This is a genomic window from Parabacteroides sp. AD58 (assembly GCF_023744375.2).
Taxonomy (GTDB): domain Bacteria; phylum Bacteroidota; class Bacteroidia; order Bacteroidales; family Tannerellaceae; genus Parabacteroides; species Parabacteroides absconsus.
Window position 1 is genome coordinate 1974153 of the sequence record NZ_CP146284.1, and the last position, 20129, is coordinate 1994281.

At 45.5% G+C, this 20129-nt stretch carries 13 protein-coding genes; 3 read left to right on the plus strand and 10 right to left on the minus strand.

Annotated elements, in window-relative coordinates; genetic code table 11:
- Window positions 1-26 precede the first annotated feature (26 nt).
- From NEE14_RS08645 to NEE14_RS08670, 6 genes are all read right to left on the minus strand, one after another.
- Complete coding sequence (locus tag NEE14_RS08645) at window positions 27-890, minus strand: alpha/beta hydrolase (protein WP_251968360.1); 864 nt, start codon at window positions 888-890, stop codon at window positions 27-29.
- 64 nt (window positions 891-954) lie between these two features.
- A complete protein-coding gene (locus NEE14_RS08650) occupies window positions 955-2430 on the minus strand; it encodes a sulfatase-like hydrolase/transferase (RefSeq protein WP_251968361.1) in 1476 nt (491 codons plus the stop codon).
- Between the two features lie 444 nt (window positions 2431-2874).
- Window positions 2875-4269 (minus strand): alpha-L-fucosidase, encoded by a 1395-nt coding sequence (locus NEE14_RS08655; protein ID WP_251968362.1) that lies wholly within the window; start codon window positions 4267-4269, stop codon window positions 2875-2877.
- On the minus strand, window positions 4262-6016 hold the full coding sequence (locus tag NEE14_RS08660; RefSeq protein WP_251968363.1) for an alpha/beta hydrolase: 1755 nt from the start codon (window positions 6014-6016) through the stop codon (window positions 4262-4264). Before NEE14_RS08660 ends, NEE14_RS08655 begins: the two co-directional genes overlap by 8 nt.
- A 422-nt stretch (window positions 6017-6438) precedes the next feature.
- Window positions 6439-7665 (minus strand): MFS transporter, encoded by a 1227-nt coding sequence (locus NEE14_RS08665; protein WP_251968364.1) that lies wholly within the window; start codon window positions 7663-7665, stop codon window positions 6439-6441.
- 192 nt (window positions 7666-7857) lie between these two features.
- Complete coding sequence (locus NEE14_RS08670; protein WP_251968365.1) at window positions 7858-9078, minus strand: S-adenosylmethionine:tRNA ribosyltransferase-isomerase; 1221 nt, start codon at window positions 9076-9078, stop codon at window positions 7858-7860.
- A gap of 337 nt (window positions 9079-9415) precedes the next feature.
- Here NEE14_RS08670 and NEE14_RS08675 point away from each other — a divergent pair, with 337 nt between their 5' ends.
- The 3 genes from NEE14_RS08675 (at window position 9416) to NEE14_RS08685 (ending at window position 16525) form a co-directional block, all read left to right on the plus strand.
- Window positions 9416-10210 (plus strand): thymidylate synthase, encoded by a 795-nt coding sequence (locus tag NEE14_RS08675; RefSeq protein WP_251968366.1) that lies wholly within the window; start codon window positions 9416-9418, stop codon window positions 10208-10210.
- Window positions 10211-10243: 33 nt separating this feature from the next.
- Window positions 10244-10741, plus strand: a complete 498-nt coding sequence (locus tag NEE14_RS08680) for a dihydrofolate reductase (RefSeq protein ID WP_251968367.1) — start codon at window positions 10244-10246, stop codon at window positions 10739-10741.
- Between the two features lie 111 nt (window positions 10742-10852).
- Window positions 10853-16525 carry an MG2 domain-containing protein gene (locus tag NEE14_RS08685; RefSeq protein WP_251968368.1) on the plus strand — a complete coding sequence of 1891 codons (5673 nt, stop codon included), beginning with the start codon at window positions 10853-10855 and terminating at the stop codon, window positions 16523-16525.
- Window positions 16526-16664: 139 nt separating this feature from the next.
- On the opposite strand, the gene NEE14_RS08690 is transcribed toward NEE14_RS08685, so the two are convergent.
- The 4 genes from NEE14_RS08690 to NEE14_RS08705 form a co-directional block, all read right to left on the minus strand.
- Window positions 16665-17069 carry a putative toxin-antitoxin system toxin component, PIN family gene (locus tag NEE14_RS08690; RefSeq protein WP_251968369.1) on the minus strand — a complete coding sequence of 135 codons (405 nt, stop codon included), beginning with the start codon at window positions 17067-17069 and terminating at the stop codon, window positions 16665-16667.
- 9 nt (window positions 17070-17078) lie between these two features.
- On the minus strand, window positions 17079-17297 hold the full coding sequence (locus tag NEE14_RS08695) for a hypothetical protein (RefSeq protein ID WP_022457151.1): 219 nt from the start codon (window positions 17295-17297) through the stop codon (window positions 17079-17081).
- A gap of 62 nt (window positions 17298-17359) precedes the next feature.
- On the minus strand, window positions 17360-18052 hold the full coding sequence (locus NEE14_RS08700; protein WP_251968370.1) for a DNA alkylation repair protein: 693 nt from the start codon (window positions 18050-18052) through the stop codon (window positions 17360-17362).
- A 102-nt stretch (window positions 18053-18154) separates the two neighbouring features.
- Window positions 18155-20122 (minus strand): dipeptidyl peptidase 3, encoded by a 1968-nt coding sequence (locus tag NEE14_RS08705; protein WP_251968371.1) that lies wholly within the window; start codon window positions 20120-20122, stop codon window positions 18155-18157.
- Window positions 20123-20129: the final 7 nt, after the last annotated feature.

The following is a 20129-nucleotide window of genomic DNA, read 5'->3' on the forward strand; positions in this document are numbered from 1 at the left end:
GTTTCCATTAATAGTAAATAATAAGTTCAACTCCGATTAAACCGCTTACTGATGAATTCAAGGACAGAAGGCAATGCTGTCCGCCAGTACGTCCATGAATGATAGCCGTCACGAACCCGGAACTCATGCTTGATACCTTTCTGCTGCAACAGTTCATGTGCTTCATTATTGCCATGCAACAAAACATCATCATCGCCACAATCAATATAATAAAGTACATTCAGCGGCGTGTCTTCTTTCCAGTCCTTCAAGATGTGCAGCACACTGTTTTTATACCAGTGTTCCGTCAGATTCCCTTTACCGTATATCCGGTCGAAAAGCTCTCCTCGGGTCGTATGCAACGATTCCTTCATCCGTTCTTCCGTATAAATGGCGGCACTCAACGGAGCACATGCCGTAAAATAATCCGGATGATGCAAGGTATACAGAAACGCTCCGTAACCTCCCATCGACAAACCGGCAATGGCCCGATACTGCTGATCCGTCCGAACCTTGTAAGTCTGCTGGATATAAGGAATCAGTTCCTCGAAAAACATATCCTCGTAAGGGACTTTCCCATCGTATGAATTGACATACCAGCTTTCTCCCGCATCGGGCATGACGATAACCATTGGAATAGCAATACCCTGCTTAATCGCATCATCGGTGATACGTTGCATGTTTCCCATCTGCAGCCAGGAAGTCTCATCGTCTGTCCAGCCATGAAGCAGATAAAGCACCGGGTATTTCCGGTCAGATACGTCATATCCATCCGGTAAATAAATGGAATAACGGATGTCTTTCCCCATTTTTTCACTACGGAACTGCAATGACTCTTTTACGACACTCTGCGAGAACAGCTGCAAACAGACTAACAGGCAGAGGCCGATTCCTAAAATTAATTTTCTCATAACCATACTACAATTTTATAGGTTCTTTATTGATTTAATACTTAGCTCGCAACCGCCGTCCGACTTATTTCAATATGGTGAATGCCGGATCGTGCACGGTTTCCATCCGTTGCTTCAGTTCTGCCCGCAACTGACGGATAAGTTCCGGATGTTTACCGGCTATATTATCCAGTTCGAAAGGATCAGCTTTCCGGTCAAACAGATATTCATCCGTTATCACACCATCCTTGTATCGGACAGCATACGTATATTGAAGAGTCCGTACGCCACGCGCACCTGTTGTCAGGTTCTTTCCGGTTTCATTTACGGCACCATAAAACATATAAAGCTGGGAAGAAGGCATCTTCTCCCGGCTGCCCCGGATCTGTTCACTCAAGTCGCGGGTCTGGACAGTAACGGGAATTTCCTGCTGAAAGCCCATCAGCGACAAGATCGTCGGACAGAAGTCTTCAAGAGAGATAAGCAACTGGTCGTCTTTCCTCGGAGTAAGCTGTTTCCCATACGAAATCAGAAAAGGAACCCGCATAGCCTCTTCGTAAAAGATATTCTTCCCGATGTTATTGTGCATTCCCATCGAATCGCCATGATCCGAGACAAAGACGACGATCGTATTGTCATACTGCCCATTTTCCTTCAGCGCCCGAATAATCCGTCCGAATTGTTCGTCCACTCCCGTTATGCAGGCATAATAATCCGCCACACTCCGCTTGAACAAGTCGATATATTTTTCGTCAGACTGCATCAGACTCGGTAAAGACCGGGCAATCGAATCCACATTCAACGACGCATATTCCTGTTTATACCGGTCAGGGACCAGCTCATATCCAGTATGAGGCGGATTCATCGACACCATCAGGGCAAAAGGTTTGCCTGCCGAACGGATACTGTCCGGATACTGAATCGCCAGGTCGGCTTCATATTCCGGTCCCCATTGATTTACATAATAAAACTCATCCCTTTTTGAATCTTTATTCCAGTAAAGCGGACGCAAATGCTGGTCGTATGTTCCATAAGCTACCCAATAATCAAAGCCATGCCTTCTTTTGGGCGGGCACCATTCATTCCAGGCCATTTCTCCTTTGTTGTTCGAACAGTCCACATACGGAGCGTAAGGTTTATCCAAATGCCATTTCCCGATGTATGCCGTTGCATATCCGGCCTGTGCCAATACATCCGACCAACAGGTCAGATCCTGCCGCAGTTCCACATTCTGATGCGCTGATACCGACTGGCAATTGGTCAACACTCCATTCTCGTGCGGATAAGCCCCGCTTAAAAACATACCTCTTGCCGGAGAAGATACCGGATAACCGCTGACTGCCTGAGTCAGAACGACAGCTTCCTGAGCAAACCGATCCAGATTCGGTGTTTTAACCGCCTCTTTTCCCCGGAAACCCAGCGCATCGCCCCGAAACTGGTCGGCCATCACCACCAGCAAATTGGGATGTTCTTCGGTAGCAGCCTCAACATCACTATACGAAGAGACAAATAAACCCACGCAGCCGATCAGCCATATCCGATTATTTTCAGTGTTTTTCATGCTTGCTATCCATATAAAATCCAGTAGCTTCACAACGTAAGCCAAACTTCCACAAAGATAAAAAACTGTTGACATAAAAACAGCAAAAAGAGACAATTTTATATAGAAATGATAATCTGATCCTCCAAATACCGACAAAATCAAGGAAAGAAGATTGACAATTCATGTCTTTCACGGGAAGACTTACTATTTTCTTCGTTTATTTTTAATTAAATCACCATAGTGAATTAATTAATTCACTAATATGATGCGATCAATTCACCAATATGAATCAATTAATTTACCTATGTGAATCAAATAATCTGTCAAAAGTTTTCAAATAAATAACCTGAGGAGGAATCTAAATTATTCCGTGATAAAACAATAATTGGCAAGGAATTACAGACCGGATTCAGGTCCTTTTCTTCCTTGCCAACTTATTCATTCAGAAAAAACAGATACGGCTTACTTGGTATATACCGAAAGATTCTTGATAAGGGGCGTATCAGCTGATTCTACAATCCGCAAACGAAGAGCCGAAAGCGACGGAGGATTTTCCAATAATTCAATCCGTTTGTGTCCGACACAACTGCCTTCGGCCAGCCGGACCCATTTCTTCCCGGCTTTTCCTTCCAGTATGTATTTCCGGACCCGCTCACCTTGCGTAATATCTTCCTGCATAACCACATGAGTTATTTCTGCCGGTTTTTCCCAAGAAAGTATATATTCATTGCCTTGGCCTCCCATCTGTTTGAATGGATGACCATACTTTTGAGCAATGGCTTGCCCAAATTCAGCCAAACGCAAGGAATCAGCAGCCGGAATCAAGCCCCGGTCGTCTGGAGTCAAACCTAAAATCAAGGTCGAGTTACGGCCAACCGACTTCTCATACATATCCATTAGGTTCTCCAATGGAAAGATGTGTGCCTCATCGCCCGGCTCCCAGAACCATTCATGCCGACCATTATAACCACGCAAAGGAGTATCCGACATGGCCGGCATATAATAGCCGCCGTTCGGATCGCCCGTCTTCAGCAAATGATTGCCATCCTTAAAGATCTCATCCTGGTTTTTAGAATGCGAATAAGGAAAAGGATAAGTTCCCCAGCAAGGATAAGAGACCGTTCCCGTCTCCGATCCGCCCCAACGAATATCGGCCCGCTGACTGTTGTGGTAGAAAATAATATTCTTCTGGTATTTCTCTACTATCGGCAAAATATCAGCTCCACCTAATTCGGGTCCGTGACCGCCACCATCATACCAGACAATCGCCAGATCGCCATAACGGGACATCAATTCTTCGGTCATTCCTTCACACATCTTATTATAGAATGCCTGCCGGTTTTCCTGAAACTTCGTTCCATCCTGCGGCATCATAAAGTCATGCACTCCTAAGAATGAATTCCAACGGATGCCAATATAAATACCCGGCTTCAAGCCATACTTCCGGCAAGAATTGACAAAGTCGCGCACAATATCTCCTTTTCCGTCTTTCCACTTCAAGGCTTTCAGGCAATACGGATTGACATCCGACTGATAAAGCGCAAAGCCCGTCTCATGTGTTGCCGTCAGAATTGCAATCTTCGCACCCATGCCTTTGGCACTTCGTATCCACTGATCCGTATCATACTGCTCCGGATAGAAGATATTCATGTCCGGAATCGGCGTAATCCGGTTATATTCCTGATTGTATTGCTTCCCGTCAAATACATGCAGATCATAATGAAATACAGCCGTCAGCTCCGCCTCCTGCCAGGTAATCTGTGCCGGTTTCGGCAGTGGAACAGATGTTTTCTCTTCCGCCCAGCCCAGACTGATACAACCAGCCAGTAAAGTAGCCAGCATCCATTTCTTATTCATGATCAAGTTTCTTTTGTTCCTTCAGAAAATCCACAATACGGTCCAACCAAGTGTAACTTCCGGTTCCAGGACTCGCCTTGCTTTGGAAACAGTGATTGCGCAAAGCCAAGGTATGAAGCTCGGACTGAATGCCCATGCTTCGCATCTTTTCCCATACTTTTACCGAACCCATGGCAGAATATACATCGGCATCGCCATGAATGAAAAGCATCGGTGCTGTACTTAGGTCGAAACTGAATTCCGGAGCTAACGTCACATTCTCATCATTCCCCTTATTTGTATTTGGCCCATCAAAGCCATCTGAAAGAACATAAGCCGGATAGATGCCAATGCCCCATTGCACATCACAAGGAAGTTTATCAATTTCATCTATCGGCAAGTAAGAATTATGTCGAGAAGAGGTAACACCCATCAACGTAAGATGTCCGCCAGCCGAACTGCCCATTATACCTATCTGATCCGGATCAAGTCCGTAAGTTGCAGCCTGAGAACGAACAAGGCGGATTGTACGCTGCAAATCTTCCCAAGCTGTTATATGTTTGGATAATCCTTTAGGACGAGGCGTCCGGTAACGGAGCGTAACCACAGTCATACCTAGTTTATTGAGAAGTCTACGTGCCGGAGCAACTTCAAACCCATTCGGATCATTGCCTTCATACGATCCTCCACTATAGATAATTTGTATAGCCTTTGTCTTTAATACTTTGGGGAAGTGCCACTCAATATAAGGCAACAGCTGATGTTCTTGTGCATTGGGCATCTTACCGTCAGGCCATACATTTTGTTTCACTACTTCTTTCCGGTCTTCATCACCCGCATAACGTGTCATAATATCAACCTCCTGATCAAGCGGTCCCATAATACCTATCTGGCGAAGGAACTCGACTCCGCGCTCTAAGCCATAAGCTCCATGCCCTTTGTTAGGATACAAATGCAATTCAGCCGGTATATTCATACTGCGCAGTTTATGATAAACCAACGTACTGCCGTTGGGAGAATATTCATCCATTCCTCCATGATGCAGACTCATCGGACAGGTTTTATCATCAAAACGGAAACAAGCAGACAGCCGTACATCAGGTCCGTATCCTTGTAACCAGGCAGGTATTCCGGCTTCACCATCCGTTGTTACGTAAGCAGGTGCATTTACAATCGCATAATTGATATGACAAGGGATTGTGTCAAACTGATCAATCGCTTCATAGGCCGGAACAGAAGAACTCGTAGCCAACATCAACGCCAGATGAGAACCTGCCGACATGGAAATAACCCCTATTTTTTCAGGATCAAAGCCATGTTTCCCCGCTTCACTTCTAACAAGGCGGATTGCGCGTTGTCCGTCTTCCCAAGCCGTCTGATAAATAGGTATTCCGATGGGACGAGGCGTACGATAAACCAGATTCACACATTGAAATCCTAAATCAGAGAATGTTTTCTTCCACAGTTCAATCAGATTCATATCACAACAACTGTTATAAGCGCCACCTGATATAAGCACCATACATGCCTTATTGGCTATGGCCGGATCCGGCTTTTCATACCATTCCAGATAAGCAATCCGATGTTTGTCGGCATCAAAGTCAGCCTTCTCTGCCTCATCCAACATAGAAGCTATCTGATGTGACTGCGCATCCGGCATCTTGTCTGCAGGCCAGATAGGCTGACGTTCTTGGGCATTACCATAAAAGGCACATAACAGCCCAACCAAGAGAAACATTACCCTCTTCAATTCAACTTTTGCATCCATATTTTTCACTATTAACATATTAACGGAATTAACTCAGTGCTTATTCAACATTGCGAACCGGTTTACCATTTTTGTAGTTAATAATCATAATGCGGAATTACTGGCGGGCTTTTCATCCCGACTCAATTAGGAGATATGTCTTTCACGTATCCTTTACATAATGTCATACAATCATGGGTTGCCGTAGTCTGCTTCAACTTCATTCAAATATGAATACTTTTCCATATTTGACTTTCTCAGATCCAAAGAAGGTATAACTTCATTTAACATCAAAGAGCCGTATTCAAAAAGCTGTACTTAATTTACCTCTTCAGATTTCCCGATTGTGCAAATATAAACATTATTCACCGTAAGAGACAGCCTTAACTATAAATTTGAAACGGTTTCTTTTTATTTCTGGTTTTTACTCTTCATAAAATCTGTCAGCTTCTATGTAGCTTCTTCAAAGCCCAGCTCATTCGATAATATACGGCATGAAAAGATGTGGCTAAAGCCATCATCAAGAGGATAAGCAGAACTCCGACAAAGATATTCCAGCCGTATTGTGATAAAATAATGCCGGTTAACGAACCTAACAAACTGGAACCTGCATAATAAAACAGCCAGTAAATGCTGGTCGCACTGCTTTTGGCTTCGCCGGCATGGATGGAAACAATCCGGCTTGCCATTGTATGGGCACTGAAAAAGGCAAAGGTAAAGATTCCTAATCCGACGATAATGGCGACCAACTGCTGAATCCAGAGCAGAGACAGACCTATACACATGAGAAGCAGCGAAGCCTGTAACAGGACTTCCGGGCGATACCGGTCTGACAAGGTCCCGGTTACAATCGAACCGGCTACTCCGGTTATGTACATCATAAAGATCATGGCAACCCACTGATGGGGCAAACCAAACGAAGGGGATTCCAGCAGGATGGAAAGATAATTGTAAACACTGACGAAAGTTCCCATGGAAAGGGCGGCAATTCCATACATCCGGAGAAAGACAGGCTGCCCCAAGAGTATCTTCATCTGATTTACCTGCTGTCTTACGGAAAGCTTCCTACGGATATTATGCTGTGATGCCGGAATCTTCCGGACAAAAATATAGCCTAACAGCAAACTGACCAGACCTATCAGCGCCGCTGCGTACTGCCATCCGCCCCAACCCGAAAGCAATGTGCTGGCAACACGACCTGACATTCCGCCAATGGTATTGCCACTTAAATAAAGACTGATGGCAAGTCCGATGACCGACCGGTCTACTTCATCGGTCAGATAAGCCAAAGCGACGGCCGATACTCCCGATAAGGCAAAGCCTTTCATGAAGTTGATGACCAGCAGCCACATGAATCCGGTGATAAACGAAGAGGCTATCGTCAGCAAAGAAGAGAGCAGCAGAGCCATGCCCATCAGTTTCTCCCGCCGAAAAGCGTCGGCCTTGAAAGCAAAGAACAACAAACCCGTTGCCATTCCGATGGTTGAAGTGGATACAGCCAGACTGCTGGTTGGCAAATCGACCTGAAAAGAACGACACAAATCTGACAACATGGGCTGAAACAAATATAATTGGGCGAATACGGATAAGCCGGAAAGAAACATACAATTGCGAATCCGATGGAATTTCTTCACTTCGTCGCTCGGATGTATAGCTGATGAATACTTCATGATAATGTTGAATACATAATGTTTGATGCCCCAAAAGTAGATGATTTGTCGGAAAGGCCTGGTATGACAAAAATTCTTTTTTTCTATAAGCGTTATTGATAAAACCGAAAAAGGGCATAAAACGACAAGGTTTCAGCCTTACTGCCTGCTTGCAGAGACTGAAACCTTGTCTGATTTAATCACAACTATTCTTTATAACAGCAACGAGCTGTCGCCATAACTCAAGAATCGGAAATCATGACTGAGGGCATAATCATAGATAGTCCGCCAGTTCCCTTTGACAAAAGCCGAGATCAGCAACAGCAATGTACTCTTGGGCTGGTGGAAATTCGTAATGATTCCACGGACAACCTTAAACTCATAGCCCGGGGCAATAATAATCTGCGTAGCCGTAACCAGCTTATCGGCCTGATGTCGGTCCAGATAATCCAGAATCAACTGCAGGGCATCGGCTACCGGAATCTGGTTGTTTGCCTCCTCGTAAGGCATCCATTGGTTCACAACCAGCTCTTCTGAAGTAGCATCCGGATGAAAAGCCAGTTTCACTCCTATATAATACAGACTTTCCAAAGTACGCACAGAAGTAGTTCCCACGGCAATTATCTTTCCCAAGTTCTTCTGAATACGTTCGATTGACGAACGACGGACGGAAATAAACTCCGTATGCATCTCGTGCCCTTCGATGGTTTCACTCTTGACCGGCTTGAAAGTCCCGGCACCCACGTGCAAGGTTACTTCCTCACGGCCGATACCATGCGCATCTACATCCGCCAGAACTTCGGGTGTAAAATGCAAACCGGCAGTCGGAGCCGCTACCGATCCTTTTATCTTAGAATAAACCGTCTGATAGGTTACCAAATCGCTCTTTTCCGTTTCCCGGTGCAAATAAGGAGGAATCGGCAGAACTCCGGCCGCATCCAGCAGGTCGGCAAACGTATATTTTGGATTATCCCAGGTAAATTCAATCCGGTGGCTGTCGCCATGACTTTCTTTCTTTTCGGCCGAAAGCGTCACTTCCTCGCCTTGAACAGTCACCTTCTTGGTCAGAATACCTTCTTTCCATTTCTTCAGATTTCCCACCAGACAAATCCAACTGCATCGTTCCGTCTGTTGAAAGATCAAGGCATAATCATGCGGTTCGGCAGGTTCCAGGCAAAATACCTCAATCCGCGCACCGGTTGCCTTCTGAAACAAAAGCCTTGCCTGAATAACCCGCGTATTGTTGTAAACCAGCAGTGAACCCTTGGGCAAATAATCGGCTATATGCTTGAATACACTTTCCGAAATCTGTCCGTCTTTATATAATAACAGTTTCGATTCATCCCGTTTTGCCAGAGGGAATTTGGCAATTCGCTCATCCGGCAGCGGATAATCGTAATCTTCTATGCGTATCTGTTGTGTCTTGTTACTCATCTTCCTGTTTTTTATCCTGCAAAAGTACAAATATAGGCTGAATAAATACTTCCTGCCTCCGGTTTATTTCCTAAATCCCGGCAAGAATACATCCGAAAGAGACGAACAATTCTTTAGTTCACGGCGTGAACTAAGTAATCCACGACGTGAACTACTTAATCCAAGCCGTGAACTAAGTAATCCGCGCCGTGAACTAAAGAATTTCCAGGCACCTTCGGAAGTTTATCTACAGGCAACAAAAGAAATATCCCGGCGCTTTCTGATGAAAGAATTCCGCCATCACACCCGGAAATACAGAAATAAATAGTACCTTTGTTCCATTAAGCAGAAAAATAGAATGAAACAATATCTTGATTTGCTCAACCGTGTACTGACAGAAGGCGTTCATAAAGAAGATCGTACCGGTACGGGCACAACCAGTATCTTCGGCCATCAGATGCGATTCAACTTGGAAGAGGGCTTTCCGTTGCTGACAACGAAAAAGCTTCACCTGAAATCCATCATCTATGAATTGCTCTGGTTCTTGAAAGGTGATACCAACGTAAAGTATTTGCAGGACAATGGCGTGCGGATATGGAACGAATGGGCCGATCCGGACGGGAATTTAGGACACATTTATGGTTATCAATGGCGTTCGTGGCCCGATTATAAAGGAGGATCGATTGATCAGATCAGCGAAGCTGTCGAGACGATCAAACACAATCCCGATTCCCGCCGTATCATTGTCAGTGCCTGGAATGTGGGAGATTTGGAGAATATGAATCTGCCGCCCTGCCATGCTTTCTTTCAATTCTATGTGGCAAACGGACGATTGAGCCTGCAAATGTATCAGCGTAGTGCCGACATCTTTCTGGGCGTTCCGTTCAACATTGCCTCCTATGCCCTGTTATTGCAGATGATGGCGCAGGTAACCGGATTGAAAGCCGGAGATTTTGTCCATACATTAGGCGATGCCCATATCTATTCCAACCATATGGAGCAGGTAAAACTCCAGCTGACGCGCGAGCCTCGTCCGCTTCCGCGTATGGAGCTGAACCCGGATGTCAAAAGTATCTTCGATTTCCAATATGAAGATTTTCATTTGATCTGTTACGACCCACACCCGCACATCAAGGGCGTTGTCGCTGTCTGATCAAATAAGGATATATAATAATTGTGTTATACTATGAGTACTATTTCTATTATCGCTGCCATAGCCGACAACAATGCTATTGGCAAAAATCAGCAGCTTCTGTGGCATTTACCGGCCGACATGAAGCATTTTAAGGAATTGACAACTGGTCATGCTATTATTATGGGAAGGAAGACTTTCGAATCCCTGCCCAACGGTCCGTTGCCAGAGCGTAAAAATGTAGTACTGACTACGCTTCCTGAAGCAGGTTTCGTAAACTGTTTCCCTTGTGAGTCCATGCGCGACGCCTTGGATTTGTGTGAAAAGGAAGACGAAATATTCATTATCGGAGGAGCTCTGGTATATCGTCAGGCTCTAAGTAAAGCCGACAAAATGTACATTACCCGTGTACATCATGAGTTTGAAAATGCGGATGCTTTCTTCCCGGTAGTGAACTGGGATTTATGGGAAGAAGTAGACAGACAGGAATTCCCGGCAGACGAGAAGAATACTTATCCTTATACTTTCCTGACATACGTTCGCAAAGCATAAGTTTTACTTGAATTTAACACATTCTTTACAACTTTTTGCTCTTACTTCTTATCTTATATATAAAGACAATTCAAGTTTCGTGCGCATGGCGAAGCTTAAAACATATAAGATATGAAGATAAGAGCATTATTTTTTTCCGCCCTATTGATCCCGGTAGCTGCTTTAACTGCCTACTATGCGGCTGCCCACCAGGAAACAAGCTCCGGGTTTTCGATTCCGAAAGATAAAAGTCCATCGGAAGTCATTCAGACACTCGTACAGCACATGCACGATGAACTGGAGAAAGATGCGGATAAGTTTCCGGATCTGATCCAGGAAACGACCGAATATACCCGGCAGGTTCAGGATTCGGCCACCGCAGCCTTCTTACATTCACTGCTGGCCGAAATGTATCAGTCCTACTATAACCAGAAAGGATGGACGATTCGCCAGCGTACGCCGCTACAAGGTTATGTTCCGGAAGATATGCGGGAATGGACATCTAATCTGTTTGAAGAAAAGATAACAGATGAACTGAAGCAGTCCTTATCTCCGGTTCAGACACTTCAGAACACACCGGCTGAAAGATTTGCCCAGGTGATGAAACAGGGAAAGGATGCCCGGACATTGCGCCCTACCTTATATGATTTCCTGCTGCAACGGGCAATCGACATACAGGCCGACGATGCCTATTATCAGGCTTGGTTACAATTCCGCAAGACGCAAACGAATCCAAAAGCTGAAACCTTAGTAGCCTTGGATTACCTGCAATACCAATACCGGGAAGGAGAGAAAACAAGAAGTATGTACAAACAGTCGCTCGACTCTTTACTGACTCGTACGACTGATCCGGAATCCCAGCTGGAAATACAGCTGAACCGCCTGGAGTGGTTACAGCAAGAACCGTATTATTACGCGAACAATGCCCAGCAGGATTCGGTACGCCAACTCGTTTACGACTTCTGCCAGCAGCAAGTCCAGGCATTTGCCGCTTATCCTCGGGCCAATGAGTTCAAGAACGCCATCGAACGGATGGAACAGGCCTCTGTCTCTATCCAGCATAAGAACCAGGTTTATCCGGGAAAAGAACAAGAACTCAAAATCCGTTATAAGCATGTAACGGAACTCCAGGTAAAAGTGTACCAAAACAAGGCTGCTACGGTAACGGCCTTACGTCAGGGAAGCAAAGACAATACGGCTTACTACGGAAAGCTCGTCAAAGAGATGACCGTCCGTTTGCCCCAAGCTTCTCCTTTGCTGACAAAAGACACAACCTTACTTATTCCGATGGAACAACCGGGATTGTTTATGTATGAAGTATCCACAACCGATAAAAGTCTGACAAACCGTGCGCCGTTTAGTGTAAGTCGCTTAGCTCTTACCTATCGTCCGAATGCAGAAGGCTTGCAGGAAGTGTTTGTAACCGACTTTGAAACGGGAAAACCGCTGGCGGATATTCCGGTGATCTGTTACAACACGACGCTGCAATGGGTAGTAAAAGAACTGGCAACCGTCAAGACCGATGCAAAGGGATTTGCCTTGCTTGCCGTTAAAAACCGGAATCAGATTGATGCAGTCCGTCCGGTTCTGCCTCAGGATACAGCGGCTTTGCTGACAGGTATTTCGGCTTCATACCGACAGATGACCGACAACAAGTCGCAAACGTATGTTTCCCTGTTTACAGATCGGGGTATTTACCGACCGGGACAAACGGTTGCCTTCAAGGGAATTGTCTATACAGACGATAAAAAGCAGTTAACTGCCAACGAAGGTGAAACGGTTTCGGTATCCCTGCGTGATGCCAATTACAAGGAAATTGCCCGGAAAGAATTTACAACCAATGCTTTTGGTTCTTTCCACGGTGAATTCATCTTGCCTCAACAAGGATTGAATGGAAACTTTACCCTGGTAACAGATAAAACCTCTGCTTCTTTCCGCGTAGAAGAATATAAACGTCCTTCGTTCCGACTGGATATCGGACCGATAAAAGAAGAAGTCAGCTTCGGAAAAGAAATTCAAATCCAAGGAAAAGCCGAATCGTTCTCAGGCGTAGCATTGCAAGAAGGGAAAGTAGAATGGACCATCACCCGCCTTCCGTTCTGGTTACGGGCGTATATGCCTGATCCTTATAACCAAAGTTATGAACAAGTAGCCCAAGGAACAGCCGATATTAATCAGAAAGGGCAATTCCAATTCACCTTTGTTCCGGAAAGAGAACAAACCGATTCCGACCGCCCGGTTTGCCAGTCGTATGAAGTAAAGGCACGCCTGACCGACAGTAAAGGCGAGACACAGGAGACATCGTATGTATTCTCAGTAGGAGATGCTGGCATCGTGCTTTCTCTTCAACTCAATTACTGGCAGGAAAAGGAAAAAGCCGAAGCGAAAGTCATCGCGCAAACCCTCAACGGAGAAAAGGTAAAGGCACAAGGTTCTTATACCCTTTATAAACTGGCAGAGAAGAAAGACCCGAAAACCGGTTCAATCGTTTACGAGACGGATTCGATCCTGGCCGTCGGACCTTTCTCTACGGATCAAACCCTTACGGATGCCTTCAAGAACCTGGCAGCCGGACGATATCGCTTACAAGTCCATTCAATGGATCAGAAAGGCGTGACGGTAAGGGCAGAAGGTGATTTCATTTTATACAGTCTGCAAGATCGCCATATGCCGGTATTCATATCTTCCTGGATGCCGGAAGGAAATTATGAAGCGCTTCCGGGAGAAACCATCGATGTCTATTTCGGTACTTCCGAAAGTCCGGCATACGTCATATATGAACTCTTTGCCGCCAACGGAACCCGTATTCATCGGGAACTCGTTTCTATGCGGAATGAGAACCGGGCATTCCCGGTATTGTACCAGGAATCGTATGGCGAAGGCATGACAGCCTCTTTCTCTTTCGTCAAAGGTGGCAAGCTGTATAGTAATAGCTGTTCCATCGTTCGGAAAGAACCGGAGCGGAAACTGACATTCCATACGGAAACATTCCGGGATCATCTGCTACCGGGTAGTCAGGAAAACTGGAAATTCCGGCTGGTAGATGCCGATTCTTCGGCTGTTCAGGCAGAAGTCCTGGCCAGTATGTATGATGCTTCTTTAGATCAGATCCTGCCTTTCCACTGGTATTTCACACCTCAGCGGCACGTATCTCTCTGGAGAAACTATTTCCAGACCGGACTTTCTTTCCAGACCCAGAACCGTTCGCAATACGCAGAACTGTCTTTGCAGGATGTTCCGGCTTACAGTTACGACCAGATGTACCAGGCCTGGACGGAAATGCTGCAACAGAATCTGCGGTTCTATGCGGCATCGTCGACCAGATCCTTGACAGGTGGACTGAAGCTACGCGGCACGATGGCTAAATCAGCAGCCAATGTTATCGAAGCCTTACAAATAACCGAAGACAGTGCTGTATTGAGTGAACCGGAAGTAAGCAGTGCGAATACCGTCATGGCAGAAGAAGCCAGCGCAGCTCCGGCACCAGCCCAGACAGAAACCGTTTCCTTCCGGGAAAACTTTGCCGAAACGGCTTTCTTCTACCCGGTATTACAGACCGATGAGACCGGACATGTTTCCTTCAACTTTACCGTTCCGGAAAGTAATACTACCTGGAAACTTCAATTACTGGCACAGACCAAAGACATGAAATACGGGCATCTGTCGAAAGAAGCCGTCACCAGTAAGCCAATCATGGTTTCTCCTTATTTACCCCGCTTCCTGCGAAACGGAGATGAAGCCGTCATCTCAACACAGATCATCAACCAGATGGCGGAAGCTATCCAAGGAAAGGCTAAACTGGAATTATTCAATCCGGAGACCGAAGAAATCTTGTTGAAGGTAGAGAAGCCGTTCTCGCTGACAGCCGATGAAACCGGAACGATACAATGGAACTTCCAGGTAAAAGACTGGGATAAACTGGGTGTAGTGGGTTGTCGTATTCAGGCTGTCGGTGCAGCCGACAGTGACGGTGAACAGCATCTGCTGCCTGTTCTCCCGAACCAGACACTGATTACGGAAAGTATTCCTTTCTACCTGACGGATGAAAAGGTACTGGCCATCAAGCTTCCGAAACAGGCCCTGACGAATCCGTACCGGATCACTTTCGAAGTCAGCAGTAATCCAATCTGGTATGTCGTGCAAGCTTTATCCACATTAAACGAGCCGAAGCAGGAAGATATCCTGTCGTGGTTCAGCGTTTATTACAGCAATACGTTATCTGCTTATATAGCCCAGGCTCATCCGCGTATCAAACAGGTAATCGACCAATGGAAAGCGGCCGGAGAAAATATGGAAACGCTTCTTTCCAACCTGGAAAAGAATGAGGAACTGAAGACAATTTTATTGGAAGAAACACCTTGGGTACTGGATGCTGCCAACGAGACCGAACAGAAACAACGCCTACAATTGCTGTTTGATACGAACCGAACTTCGCAAGTACGGGAAGAAGCCTTGCAGCAATTGCTGAAACAACAGCTTCCGAATGGTGGCTGGAGCTGGATGAAAGGTATGCCCGCCAGCCGGTATATCACCTTACAGATTCTGAAAGGTATGGCACAACTCATTCAGTTGAATGCCGTAACATACAACCAGACCGAAAAGGAAATGCAGATAAAAGCGCTTCGTTTCCTGGATCAGTCCATACAGGAAGATTACGAACAACTGTTGAAGATAACAGGAGAACCTACAGCTATTCCAACCGACGAACAAGTAGAATATCTGTTTGTCCGCAGTTTATATCGGGATATTCCGGAATTGGGTGAAGCCCGTGAAGCCATCCGTTACTACACCCGGCAGGCAGAAACGAACTGGAAAGAATACGGATTGTACAGCCGGGCAGCCATAGCCTGGCTCATGTATCAAAATGGAAAGAAAGAAACGACACAAGATATCGTCGCGTGGTTTCGGAAGACGGCAACCGATCATGCCGAGAAAGGTATGTATTGGGCTAACAACCGGAACACGTTTGCATCTAACCGGAGTGCCATTGAGACGCATTGTCTGATCATGGCTCTCTTCCAGCAGACCGATCCGAATCAGGAACAGACCGACCGGATGAAACAATGGCTGTTGAACCAGAAGCGAACCCAGAATTGGGAATCGGTTCCGGCAACACAAAATGCCATCTATGCCTTGTTACTGACGGGAAATTCGTGGATAGAAGAGACGAATGTCTGCCACATCCGCCTGAATGATGCGACTTGGAGCACTACAGATGGTGAGACAGGCACCGGTTATCTGAAAGTGAATCCGACAATCACCCAGCTTACATCCGTGAAGAGTCCGGTTGTCCGTATCCAGAAAAGCGGAAAGGCTCCGGCTTGGGGTTCCATCTATATCCAGTATTTTGCACCCTTAGACGAAGTAGAGAAGCAAAAGGGCGTATTGAATGTAGAGAAGAAACTGTTTGTGGAAACGAACGAATCAGGTAAGAGAGAAATTCGTCCGGTAACCGAAGCACAGCCGTTGAAAGTCGGAGATAAAGTCATCGTCCGTCTGACCGTCCGTTCCGATCGTGATATGGAATACGTATTCCTGAAAGATTTGCGTGCCGGCTGTTTCGAGCCAACCCAAGCGCTTTCCGGCAGCCAATACCGGGATGGCATCTGGTATTATCGTTCATCGAAAGATCTTTCCGAGAACATCTATATCGAACATCTGCCACAAGGTACGTTTGTATTGGAATATCCGGTCGTTGTCTCCCGGAGTGGTTCATACACCGGTGGCATCAGCACCATTCAGTGTTTGTATGCGCCCGAATTCATCAGTCGCACCGAAGGCAACCGGCTCTTGGTAACCGAGTAATCACAGACACCGGCTATTCTTACAGCATAGCCTTTCAAAACAAACGAGAATCGGGAATGAATCCAAAGGGAAACATTTCCGATTCTCGTTTATTTTATGGAGGAATGATTGGGGCTTTGTCTATGAAAATTTATCTACTTTAAAATTGGCTTGCAAAATCATCAATATTTATCACAGCGACTTTAGGAAACGAAATTTCCTTTAGCACATCAAAATGATGGTCTTCTGTTACAATATAACGTGCATTTCCGGCAATTGCGCAATCCACAAATTTATTATCATCTTCATCTGTTTTAATCAAATGAAATCGATAATGAGGATCTAGCTTACGAACATTCCATCGAGTCAAAATTGCATAAACAACTGCTTCTGCAACACGAGCATTGATATTTCGGGTTAATACTTCCACATATTCTTCCAAAATCTCATTACTTACGCACAATGTATAATCTCCTTGCAGAAACGCTTGCCATACCTTATGATAAACATTGCGGGCAGAAATAGACATCACCAAAACATTCGTATCAAGAACTATCGACTGCATAATCAATGCCTATTTATAAGGTGTACGTTCATGCAAATGACGAAAGTTCTCAACTTTCTCATCGTTCAATTCTCCAGTCGCCCATAAACGATTTATTTCTTCTTGTGCTTGCTGCGCAAAATAATCAGAAATAACTTTGTTTAAATCTGCAAGAGATTCAGGAGTTCGAACAAACGACATCATCTCTAACAATTGCATCTGGGCTTGATTAAATTCGGTAGATTCCATAACACATCTCTGATTGAATTTCTCAAAGATACGATTTTCTTTTTATTTCAATCAAATCTGGTTTACTTTTCCTCATAATAAGCGAACTCAAACTGCAGATCATCGTAATAGGCTTTTAATTCTTCCGTTTCCGGCTGTCCGTCTTCTGCGATAACCGATAAAGCATCCTGAGCATTTGCCGGAGAAAGACGACCGAAGAATTTCAACGCCTGTACCGCAGCCTGTTTCTCTTGCCAAGAAGATTCAGCAGCTCCAGCCTCTACATCCGGATGCATCGTACACGTACATTCTGCCAGAAAGGCTTCTACCCGACTCTTTTCGACTGCCAGGTTCTTCTTGAACAACTGTGCCCAAAGCAGAAAACCACACATGCGTCCGAACGGACTTTTCTTATCTGCCAAGAACTTCAAAGCCAGCTGATCCGGTTGTTGTACTGAAGGGAAAAGGTTATTGCAACATTGTTCGGCAATCTCCGGATAAGGGATTTCACGCATCCAGGCCAAAGCTTCTTCCTGCGTCATACTACCCGTTGGGAAAAGTAAGGTTGCCAGGATTTTCATTTCCCGGACATCTTCTTGCCACATGGCACGAGCCAGTTCAGCATCGGGTTCGTGTGTAGCGGCAATCCGCTTGATCTCCGGAAATGGAACACCGAAGATCAGCTTATAATTCATTCCTTTCTGACGCATGCTGGTAGAAATCACTCCGTTCATCGCCAGCCGCAATTGTTTTCGTATATCTCTTAAATCTTCCACAATTGTATAAACTAAAATCTATAACTAAAGTTGACAAGGTTCTCTATAAACTTAAACACCCTGTTTACCCGTTTCTTGTTGACCTGTCAACTGAAACTTTACTTACAAACTCAAATAAGAATAATCCCGACTGTAACGCAGCATTTGTTCGGCATATCCTTCGGTATAATCCAACGTAATGTCGGTTACATGACCGGAATTGTCCTTAACTTCACGCATAACCGGATTGACAAATCCTTTATAAGGCGACAGATGCAAACGGACATAGCGTTCACGTATCTCATGATGCAATACAGGATCGATCTTGACACCATAGTTTTCCACCAGCGATCGTCCGGCTTCATAATCGCCTTCGCTCTTGATACGCTGAACTTCTGCCAGGAGTTTCCCGAACAAAACGCGCAACTGCTGATAATCATGGATGACAACAAAGGTCTTTCCTTCACGCTTTTTCAGTTCTACTACCTTATCAGCTGCTCCCTGTTCAAATACCCAGCGGGCGATTAACTGCCGGTTTCGCATGTGAGCTTCCTCTACATCCTTACCTTCTTCGATACGAACCAGCTGGGTAAGCAAGCCGTTCATCATGTATTTATAGTATTCGGCTTTAAAGGCTTCGCCGTCAGGAACCAAGCCTAATTCCTGCATCTTCGGATCAGCCAGGTAATATAAGCCGAACAAATCGGCACGGGCTTCTTCCAATGTAGAAGCGTAGGCTTTCAAGGCATCCGGATCTGTGCCGGGAAGCAGCTGACCAGAACCATGACCCAAACATTCATGCAAATCAGTATGCAGCATATCCGTCAGGAAACCGTATGTCTTAATGCGATTGCGTTCTTCATCACTCCAGACGAACTCATCACTAAAGCCGCTGCCCTGCGAAGCCTTGTCATAGGCTTCCATAATATTCTCGATGGTAACCGACTTCGAACCGTGGTCGCGACGAATCCAATCGGCATTCGGAAGATTAATTCCTATCGGCGTAGAAGGATAACAGTCGCCACCCAACATCGTAACCGTGATCACCTTCGCACTCACACCTTTTACCCGTTCCTTCTTGAACCGTTTATCCACAGGCGAGTGATCTTCAAACCACTGAGCATTCTCGCTGATGATCTGTGTGCGACGAGTGGCTTCTTCGTTCCGAAAATTCACCGTCGATTCCCAGCTGGCCTTTAATCCCAAGGCATCACCATAGGTTTCGATAAAGCCATTCACGAAATCAACTTGCGAGTCGGTATCTTCCACCCAAAGAATAGAATAGGCATCGAAGGTACGAAGATCGCCGGTACGATAATAATCTATCAGTGTAGCGATGATCCGGCGTTGTTTCTCGTTCTCGGCAAAAGCAGTTGCTTTCTCCAGTTCGGCCACAATCCGTTCGATGGCTTCCGAATACAGGCCACCTACTTTCCATACCCGTTCGACTAACTGACCGTTTTCTTTTTCCAATCGACTGTTCAAACCATAAGACAGTGGACAGCGACTGTCGCCTTCGGCCTTCATCTTCCCGTAAAAGGCTTCTACTTCAGCCTGGGTAACATCTTCGCCATAGTAATTATTGGCCGACGCCTGAATCCAGTCAGTATCTCCGCTTTGAACAGTACGTTTAGGCATCACAGACGGATCAAAGATCACCGGCTTCAAACAAGCCAGCAAGGCATCAACTGTTTCATCTGCTTTCAAAGGCAATAGAGAAGTATCAACCGAACGGACAGCCGCATCGAAGAAGGCTTCCGAGAAACCGGGTATAAACTTATCTTCTCCGTAATGATGATGAATACCGTTGGCAAACCAAACCCGCTTCAAATAGACCTCGAAGGCCTGATAATCGGCCGATGATTTATCTACTTTCCCGTACAGATAAACCGCCTCGAGCGTCCGGCGTATTACCAGATTATAACGACCGTTCTGGTCAAATAAAATATCGCGTCCCATCAAAGCTGCCTCCGATAAATGATAGAGCAACTGCTTCTGACGCAAAGAGAGATTTGCAAATCCCGGCACTTGGTAGCGCAGAATTTGCAAATCGGCAAACTGATCAACTATGTAAGAAAACTCTTCTTTCATTGTTTGT